General features: G+C 38.9%; 8 protein-coding genes and 1 pseudogene. All 9 read left to right on the top strand.

Annotated features, from left to right (window positions below):
* Positions 1-21: 21 nt before the first annotated feature.
* The 9 genes and pseudogenes from HYQ40_07155 (at position 22) to HYQ40_07115 (ending at position 17,295) form a co-directional block, all read left to right on the top strand.
* Positions 22-1,005, top strand: a complete 984-nt coding sequence (locus tag HYQ40_07155) for an iron ABC transporter permease (protein MBZ6527554.1) — start codon at positions 22-24, stop codon at positions 1,003-1,005.
* Position 1,006: 1 nt separating this feature from the next.
* Positions 1,007-1,762, top strand: a complete 756-nt coding sequence (locus HYQ40_07150; protein ID MBZ6527553.1) for an ABC transporter ATP-binding protein — start codon at positions 1,007-1,009, stop codon at positions 1,760-1,762.
* Between the two features lie 194 nt (positions 1,763-1,956).
* Positions 1,957-2,220 (top strand): annotated as a pseudogene (locus tag HYQ40_07145) (sugar ABC transporter permease).
* Positions 2,210-3,064 carry a carbohydrate ABC transporter permease gene (locus HYQ40_07140; protein MBZ6527552.1) on the top strand — a complete coding sequence of 285 codons (855 nt, stop codon included), beginning with the start codon at positions 2,210-2,212 and terminating at the stop codon, positions 3,062-3,064. Before HYQ40_07145 ends, HYQ40_07140 begins: the two are co-directional and overlap by 11 nt.
* Positions 3,065-3,225: 161 nt before the next feature.
* Entirely contained in the window at positions 3,226-4,584 is a 1,359-nt protein-coding gene (locus HYQ40_07135) for a class II fumarate hydratase (GenBank protein ID MBZ6527551.1), read from the top strand.
* Entirely contained in the window at positions 4,557-4,712 is a 156-nt protein-coding gene (locus HYQ40_07130; protein ID MBZ6527550.1) for a hypothetical protein, read from the top strand. Before HYQ40_07135 ends, HYQ40_07130 begins: the two co-directional genes overlap by 28 nt.
* A 116-nt stretch (positions 4,713-4,828) precedes the next feature.
* The gene (locus tag HYQ40_07125; protein ID MBZ6527549.1) at positions 4,829-5,488 is read left to right on the top strand and encodes a DUF4230 domain-containing protein; all 660 of its coding nucleotides are present in this window, start codon (positions 4,829-4,831) and stop codon (positions 5,486-5,488) included.
* A 782-nt stretch (positions 5,489-6,270) separates the two neighbouring features.
* Entirely contained in the window at positions 6,271-15,747 is a 9,477-nt protein-coding gene (locus tag HYQ40_07120) for a Cna B-type domain-containing protein (protein ID MBZ6527548.1), read from the top strand.
* Positions 15,748-15,993: 246 nt separating this feature from the next.
* Complete coding sequence (locus HYQ40_07115; GenBank protein ID MBZ6527547.1) at positions 15,994-17,295, top strand: SLC13 family permease; 1,302 nt, start codon at positions 15,994-15,996, stop codon at positions 17,293-17,295.
* Positions 17,296-17,311 lie beyond the last annotated feature (16 nt).

The raw sequence follows: 17,311 nt of genomic DNA, 5'->3' as shown, positions 1-17,311 counted from the left end.
TTATATGATATGAAAAAAGTAATTATAGCAGGTAGCATTTTTATCATCGCTTTTATACTGTGTGTCAGTATAGGAAGTGTAAATGTACCAATTATTGATATATTAAATTCTTTTAAATCCCTCATCCTTAATCAGCCATTAAATAATCAATATGATCGTATTATATATTATGTCCGGATTCCACGAGTGATTGTATCGGCATTAGTCGGAGCTGCATTGTCTCTATCTGGAGCGATTATGCAAGGCTTGTTAAAGAATCCGCTAGCGGATGGATCGACACTAGGGATATCAAGCGGTGCGTCGTTAGGAGCAGTTGTAGCGATTGTAAGTGGGCTTAGTTTACCCTTCTTACCATTCGATGGGACCGTTGTATTAGCGGTTCTGTTTGCGTTTGGTTCGTTAGTGTTAATTTTAACTTTAGCGCATCGCATTGATAAGGCCATCTCAAATAATACGGTGATTTTGATCGGGGTTATTTTCTCAATGACGACGAGTAGCTTGATTAGTTTATTGATTGCGATATTTAATGAAAATATGCAACAAATTATCTTTTGGACAATGGGTTCACTTTCCGGTTCAAACTATCATAATGCGTTGTTGCTGTTTGTTTCAGTCTTAGTATTTGGTGGTCTGGCAATGACGAAAGTGAATGAAATGAATGCTTTTTCTTTAGGGGAAGAGCAAGCGAGAAACTTAGGTGTGAATGTGCGCCGAACGAAGTTGTTATTATTCTTATGCTCATCAGCGCTGATTGGAACGGCTGTGTCAGTAGGAGGAAATATTGGCTTTGTTGGCTTGATTATCCCACATACGACGCGAATCTTATTTGGTTCGAATCATAAAGTTGTCTTACCCATGACAGTATTTATTGGGGCTATCTTTCTGATGGTGATGGACTTAATTTCACGTACAATTATAAGTCCAGCCGAAATACCAATTGGTGTTATTACAGCATTATTGGGGTCTGTTTTGTTTATTATGATTTTTTCAAGAAGGAGAGTCTAACATGTTTCAAGTGAAAAATTTGACATTAAACTACGGGAGTAAACTCATTCTTGATGATGTAAACTTTGAAGTTAATCAAAATGATTGGTACATGGTTGTTGGGCCAAACGGTGCTGGTAAAACGTCGATTGTTCGAGCGATTTCAGGTGCGGTTCCTTATAGCGGAATGATTGAGTATCAAGGGAAAGATATTCAGACATTATCTTCAAAGGAAAAGGCTAAGAGAATTGGTGTGCTGACTCAACATCATAATCCGATATATCATTATTCTGTTGAGGAGATTGTTGAGCTTGGGCGTTATGCTCATAAGAAGGGTTTGTTTGGTCATATGACTAAAGAGGATATAGAGAAGGTGGATGAGGCGATTCAAATAACGGGCTTGGAGAAGCATCGGTATTCGTCAATTTTGTCACTTTCTGGTGGGGAATTGCAACGAGTCTTTCTAGCGCAAATTATTGCTCAGGATCCCAATATCATTATATTAGACGAGCCAGCGAATCATCTTGATTTGGCGTATCAAGAGCAGATTTTTAAGACGATTCAGGAGTGGGTCAAGGAGCCTGGTAGGTGTGTCATTAGCATTATTCATGATTTGTCGGTTGCTAAGTTTTTTGGTAATCGTGGGTTGTTGTTGAATAATACGCGGGTGATTTCTGAGGGTGAAATTGATTGTGTGTTGAACACGAAGAGTTTGGAGAAGGCGTATGGTGTGGATGTGGAGAAGCTGATGCATGATCGGTATGCGTTGTGGGTGTAGATTCTGTTATTTGGCATTAGCGTATTGTAGTGAAAACGGTTCGGTTAAGTACCAATTATAAAACTTTCTATTGATGTATTAATAGGAACTTACCGAGAAACATATAGGCAGTTAGACGACATAGTAATTGGATAGAAAGAAATAATCTCTCACTAGACTTGACATACCAAAGTTAAATGAGGGATTATTTTTATACCTTGCCTGCCTTAAAACCAACGACATTTATGATTCTTCTGTTGAGTTCTATCGGCGCGATGAAAGAATTTGCACTTGTTCAGTCATTAACCAATGGTGGGCCGGGAACGGATAATGTCTTTATTGTCCAATATATTTATCAGACAGGATTTGAACGAAATCGAGTCGGTTATGCAAGTGCAGCGTCGATGGTTTTATTTGTCGTTTTATTACTTTTCGGGCTATTACAATTAAGATTAGGGGGACAAAGAAATGAAGAATAAAAAAACATATAATCTTTCCAAGTTACATGACAAAACAGCGACCACTTTATTGACCATTGCTTTAATCATTGTCTGTTTACTGTGGTTGTTTCCTCTTTTATGGTTTATTCTGAGTTCATTTAAACCCGGATCAGAGTTATTTACCTATCCATTAAGTATATTGCCTGAGAATCCAACGTTTTCAAATTATGTTGACGCATGGAATACGTTAGAGTTTCCGCGTTTATTTATGAATACTATGATTACGACGGTAGTTACCACTATCTTAACAATCATAGCCAGTGCAACAGCGGGTTATGCATTTGCGAAGTATGACATCAAATGGCTGAACTTTTTCTTTATTTGTATTATAGCCACAACCATGTTGCCAACAGAAGTGATTATGAATCCAATTTTTATTGTCATTCGCGAGCTTGGACTTTACGATAATTTAGCGGGAATTATTATCCCATCCATTAATACGGCGACTGGGATTTTTATGTTTCGGACGTTTTTTGTTTCGGTACCGGATGAGTTGATTGAATCTGCTCGAGTAGATGGGGCATCGGACGGTCAAATTTTCTTTGATATCATGTTACCTATTGCTAAGCCAGTTATTTTTACATTAGCTATCTTTTCGGTGCAATGGAGATGGAATGATTATATCTGGCCATTAATTGTCTTAAACAAACCGAAAAACTATACTTTGCAGGTAGCTATAAGGGGATTAGTAGGAAGTGAAAACATTAATTGGACAGTGATGCTTGGAGCCTCTGTGATTTCGATCATTCCTTTGGTTATTGTTTTTATTGTTTTCCAACGCTATATTATTGACTCTAACGTATCTGTTGGGATAAAAGGGTAGGGGAATCGATACTTGTTAGTGGATAAAAAGTGTTTGATTTAAATGAAGCTAAATAATGAAGGGGCTAGGTAATCTAGTCTCTTTTTTGATGAGGATATTCATGATCAATGTGATAATATGAATCTAAAGAAATACTCAACACGAACAACAGGAGGAATCACATGACCAGAATAGAAAGAGACTCAATGGGAGATATCGATGTGCCGTCTAGTGCACTTTGGGGTGCTCAAACGCAAAGAAGTTTGGAGAATTTTGAGATAGGTTCAGAGAAGATGCCATTGGAATTAATAGAGGCTTTGATTCAGATTAAGCGCGCTTGTTCGGTAGTCAACCAAGAAGAGAGTAAGTTGAATCAAGAACAGGGCCAACAGATTCGTGAGGCCTGTGATTTACTCTTATCGGATCTATCTGAGTATGCTTCGCATTTCCCGTTGAGCTTATGGCAGACGGGGAGTGGAACGCAAACGAATATGAATGTGAATGAAGTGATTGCGCGTTTGGCTTCTCCTGAAGGGTTGGTTCATCCTAATGACCATGTGAATCGTTCGCAAAGTTCAAATGATGTGTTTCCAACGGCGATGCATTTGGCTGCTTATCGTCAAGTTCATCAGGATTTATTGCCTGAATTAGAGCGATGGCTTGCTGAGTTGAGTCAGCTTATGGAAAGCAATGGACAAATTATTAAGATTGGGCGCACGCACTTACAAGATGCGACGCCGATTACTTTGGCTCAAGAAGTGAGCGGGTGGAAGAGTATGATTGAACAGAGTTTAGTAGCGGTTAGACAAAGTAGTGAGTCTTTACTGAAGCTTGCGATTGGTGGAACGGCTGTTGGAACTGGGTTGAATGCTTCTGAGGATTTTGGTGAGAAAGTGTCTCAAGTTTTGGCTGAGGTAGTTGGTTTTCCTTTTGTATCCGATTCGAATAAGTATTTTGCTCTAACGAGTCATCAGCCTTTATCTTTTGTGCATGGATCGGTTCGCGCTTTAGCTGGGGATGTGATGAAGATCGCCAATGATATTCGTTGGTTGGCGAGTGGACCGCGAAGTGGTTTGGGCGAGTTGACATTGCCAAGTAATGAGCCTGGGAGCTCGATCATGCCTGGTAAAGTGAATCCGACTCAAGCAGAAGCTTTAACGATGGTTGTCACGCAAGTGATGGGCAATGACACAACCATTCAAATGGCTGCGAGTCAGGGGAACTTTGAGTTGAATGTGTTTAAGCCAGTCATCATTTATAATTTTATGCAAAGTGTTGGCTTGTTAACGGATGCGATGCGTTCCTTTAGAAGGAAATGCTTGTCGGGGCTAGCGGTTAATGAAGCTCGAATGAAAGAGTTGCTGGATTCGTCGTTGATGTTGGTGACGGCTTTAACGCCCCATATTGGCTATGACAAAAGTGCTGAGATTGCGAAGAAGGCGTTGGAGGATAACACGACCTTGGAAGTTGCGGCATTGGCGTTGGGTTATGCGACGAAGGATGAATTGAAGGAATGGATGGATCCACGGGGGATGGTTTAGTTGAATCTGTTCAGATTAGAACGTTCGATTTGAATGCGAGAAATTATAAAAAAGTGGATACGTTGGAGGGGTTAGTTACTCAATCGGTCAAAAAAGTTGTGTTCGCATTAGTTAGTGGGGAATTATAGTAGAGAAATCATCATGTAAAGGCTTTACAATCAACATCTCCGTCTAAGGTCTGATTGTAATTTGAATGATATTTTTATATGATGTCCTAGTTGAATAATACTAGGAGGAAACCAAAATGAATCAAGATAAAGATATACAACGTAGCGATGGGTTTTGGGCTGGGTTTATGCGAGTTTTGTCGAAGTTGTTTAAGGGTGTTGGTCTGATTGTTTTGACTTTATTCGTTCTAATGACAGTCGGTGTGGTGTTCTTATTTAGTGGTTTTCAAACCGAAGCAGAACCGACGATTAATAGTGATTTAATTGAACATCAAATTCAAGAAGCGCAAGAATTAACGACGACAAAATATCATTATACCAATGCGGGTGCGTTTGAGAATCAAAATACGTACCATGGTTGGAACGTGCCTTTTACTAAGAAGAATTTTATTGTGAGTTATTCGGGGTTAATCCATGCCGGGATTAACTTGGAAGACGTTCAAGTGGATGTAGAGAATTTAGATATTATCGTTTCTTTACCTGAACCATCTATTCTTTCGCATGAAATTGATGAAGAATCGATCAATGTATTGGATGAGGATAGTTCAATCTTTAACCCGATTAAGGTTGATGATTATAAAGAGTTCTCGATTGATCAAGAGGGGATTGTGGAATCTCAAGCAATTGAAAGAGGATTGTTGGAGACCGCGGCGGGACAGGCTCGCGATGCGATTACGACAGTGCTCGAATTAAATCCGGAAGTGGAGAGTCAAGGATATAGTGTAGTGTTTAAATGATAATTAGAATTGAATTGAATAATGATGATGCGAAAAAGCCTTGGCTACTTGAATGAGAAGTGGTTGAGGTTTTTTTGAAACTATTAAAAAATGGGAATAAGAAATTAGAAATAATGATAAGGGCATTATTTAGTAGTGAATTTAGTATTTGATGTTAAATTAAATAAAAAAATTAATTACAACATTTAACAATCATATACATAAATAAATAAATATATATATATATATATAATTAGCTAAGTAACACCTTCAGATACAACGATACTTTAACATATAGGGTGAAAAATTAGTGAATTTTAATTAAATTATTATAATCATATTCATGGATTAATTTGCCTCAATTTAATTTGAAAAGGGTATAAACCTTGCTCTAACAGACCTAGTGTCTATTGCAAAATCATTTTTTTTGATGTATATTTACTATGTGAACATTTATTCCTCATAAATGTATCAGTTTTTAATTTCTTTCACCACATTACAATTAGCTCTCACTATTGCTTACTAGAACTTCTCTAGTATTTATTTTATGTTACTACTCTCGCCAATTAATTTCTCTAAAATTTCAATCCATTCTTAATACTTTTAGCATGCCCTGAATATGGAAAAAATTAGTGTATCAGAGGCGTTTTTGGCTTACATAAATGTAAGCCCTTACAAACAAGAAAGCAGGTGATATTATCACACAAATTGAAAATCAGTGTGACAATTGTATGATGTTACTGCTTGGTAATTCTTTTAGTTAACTGACAGGATTATCTTCCCTCCATGAAAGGAGAGAAATCATGAATAAGAAAGAAGTAGAAAATAGAGATGAATCAAGCACTCATTGGCTTAGGCGAATGAAACAGTTTGTCTCGTTATGGAGTACTATATTTATCTTGTTGCAGACGACGTTGCCAGTAATTATTGCAGCAGAGTCTTTGAATGACAATGATGTTTCGATGACAGAAACGATTGACACTCCTATTATTTCAACCGAAGAGTTAGAGGAAGCTCAAGTCGTTGAAGAGTCCGTTGATAATAATCAATCTAGTGAGCCTATTGCAGAATCAGAGATGCCTGAGGAAGCATCTACTGAAGAGGAATCGGTAGAGCCTACATATATGGACTTTAAAGTGTCAATAGTATGGCAAGATCAAGATGATATTGATGGGGTACGGCCAGATTCGCTGACTGTCTATCGTTTAGACAATCAAATTAATCAGGGCAATTCAGTCACCTTATCGAATGACAATAATTGGACACATACGTGGTATGAAATTCGAGATGATGTAGGATATTCGGTTGAAGCATTAAAGCTTCCGAGCGGTTATTCATCTACGATAGATAATAGTCATCCTGCTCATATTATTATTACTAATTATTATACACCTAAGCCAAAAGATTCGTCTTCCGAAGTATCTAAAACTGAAGAGAACGCGTCAGAAGAGAGTTCTGATGAATCAGATGGAGGAGAATCAGATGAAGAGCCTGACTCCGATTCTGAAACAAATACAGAATCAACGGACACTTCCGATGATTCATTAGAAGAAGCTCCCGATGAAGAGCTAAGCGAAGATGAGACCGAATTAGAACCTTCGATGGTTGGCCCGTTTAATATTACGCCTCCTAATGAGGATCGAGCGATTACATATAATTTCTATCTTGATGGCAGTAATTCAACTATCTTTCAGACACAAATTATATTAGATCAAGAATCGTTGGTTATGCCAGAAGTTCCAAGTGGTCAAGGTAATTTTATAGGTTGGTATGTACTTGAGAATGGTCAAGAAACATCTATTGCCTTTGGTTTACCGATTACAGTGACAGAGGAGAGTCCAGAGACAGTTGATGTGTTTGCTAAGTTTGAGAATAAGCATCATGTTCAGTTTTTACAACAGAATATTGTGATTATGACAAAGGTAGTGGATGACGGAGCAATAGTAGATACGAGTGATGTGCCTGTGATTGAGGATATTGAAGATGGTCTTGTATTCTCACATTGGTCGACAACACCAGGCGGGCCTGAATATGATTTATCACAACCTGTCCATGATGACTTAATATTACATGCTGTCGCTACGGCACGTTATAAGATAGAATTTAATTCAGATGGTGGTACATCGCAGTTGCCGATATTTGTTCCAGAAGGGGATACCATTGATTTTTCAAGCGTGAACGTGATTAAAGAAGGGTATACGTTTGATCATTGGGCGTTGCCAAATGGAGATCCATTTGATTCACAAACAGCTATTATGCATAACTATCAATTAAAAGCTGTTTGGGTTCCTACGCTTCAAGAATATACAGTAGTATATTGGCACGAGAATGCGAATGATACGGGGTATAGCTTTAAAGAAGCGTTAACGGAAACGGGTAACACGGGGAGCGTCGCTACATTTGAGCAAAGAACGTACACTCACTATACCTATTCACATGCGGATCAAAATGTGTTGGTCAAAGGGGATAGTAGTACACAATTAAATGTATTCTATAGTCGTGATACGTATCGGTTAAGATTTAGAACTGGTAACAATAATAATACTTCAATTGTGGACGTTCAAGTTAAACATGGAGCATCCACACAAGTACATTGGGACAATGCTGTAGTTCAACAACCAAATGTTAACTGGTATGACATTTCGAATAATTTTACACAAATTGAAGCACCGATTATGCCACAAAGGAATTTAACTCTTCAGTCAACAACGACAGGAAATAGAGTAGCAACAGTTAATTTTGTTGAAACGGGTGTTAATCAAATCGTTAAAACGGTGACGTTTAGAGTAGGGAATAACACGTCGTTCAATGGTGGACGAGAAGTTGTTGGGTTTACTTGGCAGTATGTAACATCGCCAGGACAAGATTCTGATATATTTACAAATAGTAATAACTATACCATTCGCACCTATTATGACCGTAACAACTATAATATTGAGTTTATTACGAATAATCCCTATGATGTTGGGGTTATTAATGTCAACGATATTCCATATGAACAGAACTTGACTGGAGTAAATCCTCAAAGTTATGTTCTTGACGAGACTACAATTACTGTCGATGGCATTCGTTACGTTTTTAAAGGTTGGTGGAACAATGAATCTTTAGGTGGCCCGATATATCCTTTCACAGGGAATTCAATGCCAGCGCATAACTTAATTATGTATGCGAAATGGGAACCTGAGAATTTCACAGTAATCAATCACTTTGGTGATGGTGTTAATTCTAAAGGGATTACAGTTGAACCCGGCGAAGCTGTTGATCAGACTCAACTTGAGATGATTGACAATGAAAATGAGTTTGTAGGTTGGTATTGGTTTGTAAACGGGCGTTACGTAACCTTCGATTTATCGATGCCAATCAATCAAGATGGTATTGAAATATACCCTGAGTGGATCGATAATGAGGTATCCATTCTTTATGATGCGAATGGTGGATCAAATCCTCCAGTTGACAACAATACGTATAAGGTAGGCGTGAAGGCAACTACTAAATCAAAAGAATCAATGACTCATGATTCACGTCAATTTATTGGATGGAATACAAAAGCGGATGGCAGTGGTACAAGTTATATACCGAGCCAAATTATCGAGTTAACGGCAAATGAGATACAAAGTGGTTTCTTAACGCTTTACGCACAATGGAGCGAGTTGAATGAAACGACGTTAACTTATGATCCGAATGGGGCGGCAGGTAATCCATTTATCTTTGATTCGTTACCGAATAATTCGGTGCAAACAGTACTAGGGTCAACGAATGCTGATTTTAGTTTTGTGTACGATGGTTATACTTTTGCAGGATGGATGACAGGCGACGGTGATTCTTATGCACCGGGTGAGACTATTCGAGTGAATAATGCGGATCCGGCGGGTAATGTGTTATACGCACAATGGATTCAGCAAACGGAAGTCACTGCTCAAAAAGTATGGGTAAATGGCCCTCAAACACGACCAACTATTTGGTTCCAACTATATCGTCAACTAAGTTCAGGGGCTCGAGAAGTCGTTCCTAATGCAGAAATTCTTGCATTAGAAAGTGGGACAACAGAAGTTAGTTGGACGAACATTGATGCCAATCATTGGTTAGACGGACCGTATACATTCTCGGTCGAAGAGGTTGATGCTCAAGGTAATCTCTTTACACCTGAGAATTATACAAGTGAAGTATCTGGGTTAACGGTGACGAACACTTACTTTAATGATGAGACAATGACTCTGCAAGGAGAGAAGGCTTGGGTCGATTATGACAATCGACTAGGTACAAGACCGATAGAGATACAAGTTTCATTGCTCCAAAACGGAGATGTTATAGAAACGCGGACTGTCTCGGGCGTGTCCAACTTATGGACATTTAACTTTGAGAATTTGTTAAGGTATGACCTTAATGGAGAGGAATATAGTTATACGCTTGAGGAAGTAGCGGTTCCGGATTATACGACAGTTATTGAAGGAACGAGAATCACTAATACATATGAGAATACAGAAACAAGAACGATTGAAGGAAGTAAAACGTGGAACGATGGTGATAATCAAGATGGCGAGCGACCAGATACAATTATTGTTAACTTATTAGCAAATAATGTTCCGGTGGATAGCCAAGAAGTAACGGCAGCAAATGATTGGAGCTATAGTTTCTCTGATTTACCTGTCTATGCTGATGGCTTTGCTATTACATATACCATTGCAGAAAATTATGTTCCAGGTTATTCTTCAATGGTGAATGGGTTCGATATTACAAACAACCGGACCCCGGATGAAGTAAGTATTAGTGTCTTTAAATCATGGATTGATGGAAACAATCAAGATGGTACGCGACCAGAAAGTATTCAGGTTCAATTAACAGCTGATGGTGAACCGACTGGCGCACCAGTTATTTTAACGGGAAGTGATAGTTGGTCATATACTTGGTCAAACTTACCGGAAAATAATGCTGGAAATCCAATCGATTACTCGGTGGTCGAATTGAATGTGCCTGCAGGGTATATCTCAACTGTCGAAGATAATGATGTTGGTAATTTACTAATTACCAATAGTTATACACCAGAAATAGTAACAATTAATGGTGTCAAAAGTTGGGATGATGCAGATGATCAAGATGGAATGCGACCTGATAGTGTCATTATTCGCTTGTATGCGGATAACTTAGAAGTAGATAGTCAGATAGCAAATGAATTGACCGATTGGGCTTATAGCTTTGAGGACTTACCTGTCTTTGCTGCCGGTCAGCGAATAAATTATTCAGTGACAGAGGATAATGTGCCTGGATACTCTACTAATATAAGCGGATTCAACGTGATTAATACGCGTACACCTGATCAGACGAGTGTAAGTGTATTCAAGTCCTGGGTAGATGGTAACAACCAAGATGGTCTTCGTCCAGAAAACATTCAAGTTCAATTGGTTGCTAATGGTGAAGATACTGGAGAGCCTGTTACATTAGTGGCTACCGGAGACTGGTCATATACGTGGCTTGGTTTGCCAGAGAATGATGGAGGAGCTCCGATTGATTATACTGTAAGAGAATTAAATGTCCCGGCAAATTATGTATCACTTGTTGTAGATAACAACGACGGGAATCTACAGATTATTAACACATATACACCTGAGACTATAGCGATTGAAGGTGTGAAAAGCTGGAATGATGCAGATGATCAAGATGGCGAGCGACCAGAAACGGTTATGATACGCCTATTTGCTAATAATGTAGAGGTAGCGAGTCAAGAAGTTTCTGGAACAGATGGTTGGGCATATAGTTTTAATAACTTACCGGTCTTTGAAACAGGTCAACGCATTACTTATCGTGTGACAGAAGACCATGTTCCTGGTTATTCTTCAGTGGTTAGTGGGTTCAATATCACCAATAACCGCACACCAGACGAAGTAAGTATTAGCGTCTTCAAGTCATGGTTAGATCAAGGTGACCAAGATGGTATGCGTCCAGAAAGTGTTCAAGTTCAGTTATTGGCTGACGGGGAAGCTTCGGGAGACGTAGTTACATTGACGTCAACGGGCGGTTGGATGCATACTTGGGCTGGTTTACCAGAAAATCAAGACGGCAATCCAATTGGTTACTCTGTTGAAGAGTTAAACGTTCCGGCAGGTTATACATCGATGGTCACAGATAATAATGATGGTAATTTACTCATTACGAACAGTCATACCCCGGAAACACGCAATATTTCTGGTATGAAGTACTGGGACGATGTAGACGATCAAGATGGCCTTCGTCCAGAGTCTGTAATAATTAGACTTTTTGCGGACAATGTTGAAGTATCAAGCCAGAATGTTACGGAAACAGATGATTGGATCTATAATTTTAATAATTTACCTGTCTTTGCGAATGGTCAAGCAATTAATTACTCAGTGACAGAAGATTCTGTTCCTGGATATTCTAGCTCTGTAGACGGCTTTGATGTATTCAATCAAAGAACGCCAGGGGAAGTAAGTATCAATGTCTTTAAGTCATGGTTAGATAATAATAACCAAGACGGCTTGCGTCCAGAAAGTATTCAAGTTCAGTTATTGGCTGACGGCGAAGCTTCAGGAGACGTGGTTACACTGACGTCAACGGGCGATTGGATGCATACTTGGGCTGGTTTACCAGAGAATAATAATGGTACAGCTATTGACTACTCCGTTGAAGAGTTAAACGTTCCGACAGGTTACACATCGATCGTCACAGACAACAACGATGGAAACTTGTTGATAACGAATAGCTTTACACCAGAAATCACAGAAATTAGTGGAACGAAAACATGGAATGACAACGAGGATCAAGATGGTCTGCGTCCAGAGTCTGTAATAATTAGACTGTTTGCGGACAATGTTGAAGTATCAAGTCAAACTGCGATGGAATCCGACGGTTGGTCTTATAGCTTTACGAACATGCCAGTCTTTAATAACGGTGCTCGTATTGCTTATACAATCACTGAGGATTACATTCCAGGTTACTCACCTGTCGTGAATGGTTTCGATATTACCAACAACCATACACCAGATGAAGTAAGTATTAGCGTCTTCAAGTCATGGTTAGATAGTGATAATCAAGATGGCTTGCGTCCAGAAAGTATTCAAGTTCAGTTATTGGCTGACGGCGAAGCTTCAGGCGACGTGATTACATTAACTTCAGCAGGAGGATGGATGCATACTTGGGCTGGTTTACCAGAAAATCAAGACGGCAATCCAATTGATTACTCTGTTGAAGAGTTAAACGTTCCGGCAGGCTATACATCGATTGTCACAGACAACAACGATGGAAACTTGTTGATAACGAATAGCTTTACACCAGAGATCACAGAAATTAGTGGAACGAAAACATGGAATGACAATGAGGATCAAGATGGTCTGCGTCCAGAGTCTGTCGTTATTAAATTATTTGGAAACAATGTAGAGGTAGCACGTCAAGTCGTTACTGAAGCCGGCGGTTGGAGTTATAACTTTAACAACTTGCCCGTGTTTGCGAATGGCCAACCAATCAATTACACGATTACGGAAGATTATGTTCCGGGTTATTCAAGTCTGATTGATGGTTTCGATGTCTTTAATAACCGCACCCCAGACGAAGTAAGTATTAGTGTTTTCAAGTCATGGTTAGATAGTGATAATCAAGATGGTCTTCGTCCAGAAAGTATTCAAGTTCAGTTATTAGCCGATGGTGAAGCAACTGGGGAACCAGTAACAATATCATCAGCCGACGGTTGGACATATACTTGGGCTGGTTTACCAGAAAATAATAATGGTACAGCTATTGACTACTCCGTTGAAGAGTTAAACGTTCCGGCAGGTTATACCTCAATTGTTCAAGATGATGATGATGGTAACTTAATGATAATTAACAGTTACATCCCGGAAACTTCAACAATTGAAGGTACGAAGACTTGGAACGATCAAGACAATCAAGATGATATCCGACCAGATTCAATTAGAGTTAATTTATTCGCCAATAATGTCGAAGTGGCGAGTCAAGTAGTGACCGAATCAGATGGTTGGACGTATAGCTTTACGAATATGCCAGTCTTCATAAATGGTCAACGAATCACATACACTATTGCGGAAGATTACGTTCCAGGCTATTCTCCGGTAGTAGAAGGCTTTGATATTACCAACAATCACACGCCAGACGAAGTAAGCATTAGTGTCTTCAAGTCTTGGCTAGATCAAGGTGACCAAGACGGAAGACGTCCAGAAAGTGTTCAGATTCAATTGTTAGCTAACGGTGAAGCCATAGGTGATCCAGTCACGTTAACATTAGCTGGCAACTGGGCATACACTTGGGCTGGTTTACCAGAAAATCAAGATGGTAGTGCGATTGATTATTCAGCGATTGAACTAGATGTTCCAGAAGGTTATACATCTATCGTACGCGATAATGATGATGGTAACTTAATGATTACAAATAGTTACATACCTGAGACACTAGTGATTAACGGTACGAAATCATGGAACGACGCAGATAATCAAGATGGTCTGCGACCAGATCAAGTAACGATTAATCTATTAGCGAATAATATTGAAGTAGCGAGTCAGATTGTTACAGAAGCAGATGATTGGAGCTATAGCTTTACGAATATGCCAGCATTTGCAGAAGGTGAGCGAATTACTTATAGCGTGACGGAAGATTATGTTGCTGGTTACTCGTCTGAGATGGATGGTTATGACGTAATAAATAGCCGAACACCAGATCAAGTAAGTATTAGCGTCTTCAAGTCTTGGTTGGATCAAAACAACCAAGATGGCCTGCGACCTGAAAGTATTCAAGTTCAATTATTAGCGGATGGCGAAGCTATTGGGGAACCAGTGACTTTAACATCAGCAGAGGGCTGGGCTCATACTTGGACAGGGTTAGCAGAGAATAATAATGGTACACCAATTGAGTACTCAATACTTGAGTTAGATGTACCAGAAGGTTACACATCCATCGTTCACGATGACAGTGAAGGGAACTTGATGATTACCAATAGTCATACACCAGAGACCACTCAAGTTGAAGGAAGTAAGACATGGAATGATCAAGAGAACCAAGATGGAGCACGACCTGAAGCAATTACGATTCATCTACTTGCCGATGGTATTATCGTTGATACGATTGTTGTAACGGAAGCGGATGATTGGCACTATGTATTTGATAACTTACCAACTCATAAAGATGGTGAGCGAATTGTCTACACAATTACTGAGAATGCGGTGGATGGTTACTCGAATTCCATTGATGGATTCGATATCATTAATACGCGTACTCCAGACGAAACAAGCGTTACCGTAACTAAATCATGGTTAGATCGAGGCAATGCAGAAGGTCATCGACCAGATAGTATTGACGTACAGCTCTTAGCCAATGGTGAGGTAGTAGGTGACCCTGTAACAATCACTGAAGCAGATAACTGGACTTACGTTTGGTCTAATTTACCTCAGCGATTTGACGGTGAGACGATTATTTACTCAGTGTCTGAGTTGAATCTTCCAGTAGGATACACATCAACAATTAATGATTCGAATCATGGTAATATTATTTTGACCAATAATTACACGATTCAATCTACTACGATAAGTGGAGAGAAAATTTGGCGAGATGACTTTGATAATCACTTCGAGACACGACCAGAATCGATTACGGTTCACTTAATACGTGATGGTGAAGTGGTTGATACCCAAGTTGTTACACCGGATTCATCTGGTAGATGGCTGTATAGATTCGAAAATGTTGATAGGTTTGATAATGATGGTAATCGATATGAATACACAGTAGGTGAAGTAGCGGTTCCTGAATACACGACAACGTACAACGGAACAACGATTATTAATACTTACAATGTATCTCATACGGTAACAATCGCAGGTGATAAAATCTGGGAAGATGATAACGATAAGTTAAATAAACGACCAGATTCAATTACAGTTAACTTAATTGCATATGGTCAAATTATTGACACTCAAATAGTGACAGCAGATGCATCAAGCAACTGGAAATACTACTTTGCAGACTTACCAATGTACAATAACAATGGCGAAGGAATTCAATATACAGTCGCTGAAGTTAGTGTGACAGGTTATAGTACAACTTATGTAGATGGTAATATTATTAATACGCTAATCCCAGACGCACCGGTAGCACCTGAAGAAGAACCTCCAGGTGAAGAAATTCCACCGGCTGAAGGATCAAGCGACTTACCAGCAACAGGTGATGTTGAAGTGAGTTGGCTGTTGGGTATGAGTGTGTTACTTACTGGATTAATTGTTGTATTCAGTGAAGGGAAATGGCGTCGGAAAGAAGATGGAGAGTAAGGTTTGAAATGAGGAAATATAAGAGCTGAAGCGACAGTTTAGTCGCTTCGGCTTTTTTGAATGCGATCAAACATATTACATCATTCTATACTAGATAAGAGTTTTGAAGTTTACACAGATATTCAAAAGCGTTAAGTTAAATTTTATTGTTCAGAGTTTAAAAGTGAAAATGATTAAAATAATGATAATAAGATTAAAATGTGTTAAAGTATATTTTATGTAAAAAATCTATTTAGAGGTGATGTTATGGAATCTGTTTTAATTTTGATAGGGATTATTCTAGCAGTATATTTAGGGAATAAATTTGCGGTAAACACAGGAATACTCGCTTTAGGTTTTGCTTATCTGATTGGGGCGTTTGTAGTAGGAATGTCGCCTAGCGATTTATTAGGAATTTTCCCAACGAAGTTATTCATGGTTATTTTTGGGTTGTCTATGTTCTTTAATTTCGCAGTCGTGAATGGAACTTTAGATAAGTTAGCCAAGCTCCTTTTATATTATGCACGTAACTTTACGAAATACTTACCGATTTTGATTTATTTAATCTCGGCTTTAGTATCTGGATTAGGGGCGGGCTTCTTTGCAACGGTTGCGGTTATGACAACCATTGCGATGGCGATATCCAATGAAGCAGGCTTGAATAGATTATTAGCTGCGATATCCATTTCACTTGGTGCTTTGAGTGGGGCAAACTTTATGGTTAGCTCTCATGGTGTTATATTTAGTTCATTATTAAGTGAAACAGCTCTAGTTGGCGATTCACAACTGATTACACACAACATCTTCTGGGTAACGTTCCTTTATCCTTTTTTTGTTTTATTATTCTTAATCTTTATGTCTTCCAGAAGCAACCAAGCAGAAACAATTCAAGCAGTGTTTAAAAAACCAGAAGCTTTTACGCCTAAACAAAAACTAAACCTTCTATTGATTGGGTTATTCATGGCAATTATCTTATTTGTACCGATTCTTTCGAGAGTCTTTTCTGGAAATACTGTATTAGAATTTGTGAATTCAAGAATTGATATTAGTTTCTTAGCGATTGTCTTTGCGATTGTCGGATATTTGACTCATTTAGCTGAGGATTCAAAAGCAGTTACAGCGAATGTGCCTTGGAATACGATATGGTTGGTAACGGGGATGAGTATGTTAATTTCGGTTGCGGCTGAAGCGGGGACGATTGAATTATTAGCCTCAGCGATTGCTCAAATGCCAGATGCTATTATACCAATTGCGATTACAATTATTGCTGGAATCATGTCGATGTTCAGTAGTACGATCGGTGTTGTTGCGCCATTGATGTTCCCGATGGTGGCAGAAATATCTGGAGCATCTGGGCATAGTGCAACGTTGTTAATTATTGCGGTGATTGTCGGTGCACAATCAACTGCCATCTCACCCTTCTCAAGTGGAGGCAGCTTAGCATTAGGCAATAGTATGTTGGTTGGGGAAGAGCAGGATCAATTTTTCAAAGATCTGTTATTTAAAGCAACGCCTTTAGGGCTGATCTGTTCGACGTTGACGATTATTATCTTGATGTTCTTTATATAAAGGGAAGGTGTAGTGT

The organism is Aerococcaceae bacterium DSM 111021, from assembly GCA_020112395.1.
Classification (GTDB): Bacteria; Bacillota; Bacilli; order Lactobacillales; family Aerococcaceae; genus Ruoffia.
Note: the sequence above shows the minus strand (reverse complement) of the source record. Positions and strands in the feature narration are given on the sequence as shown.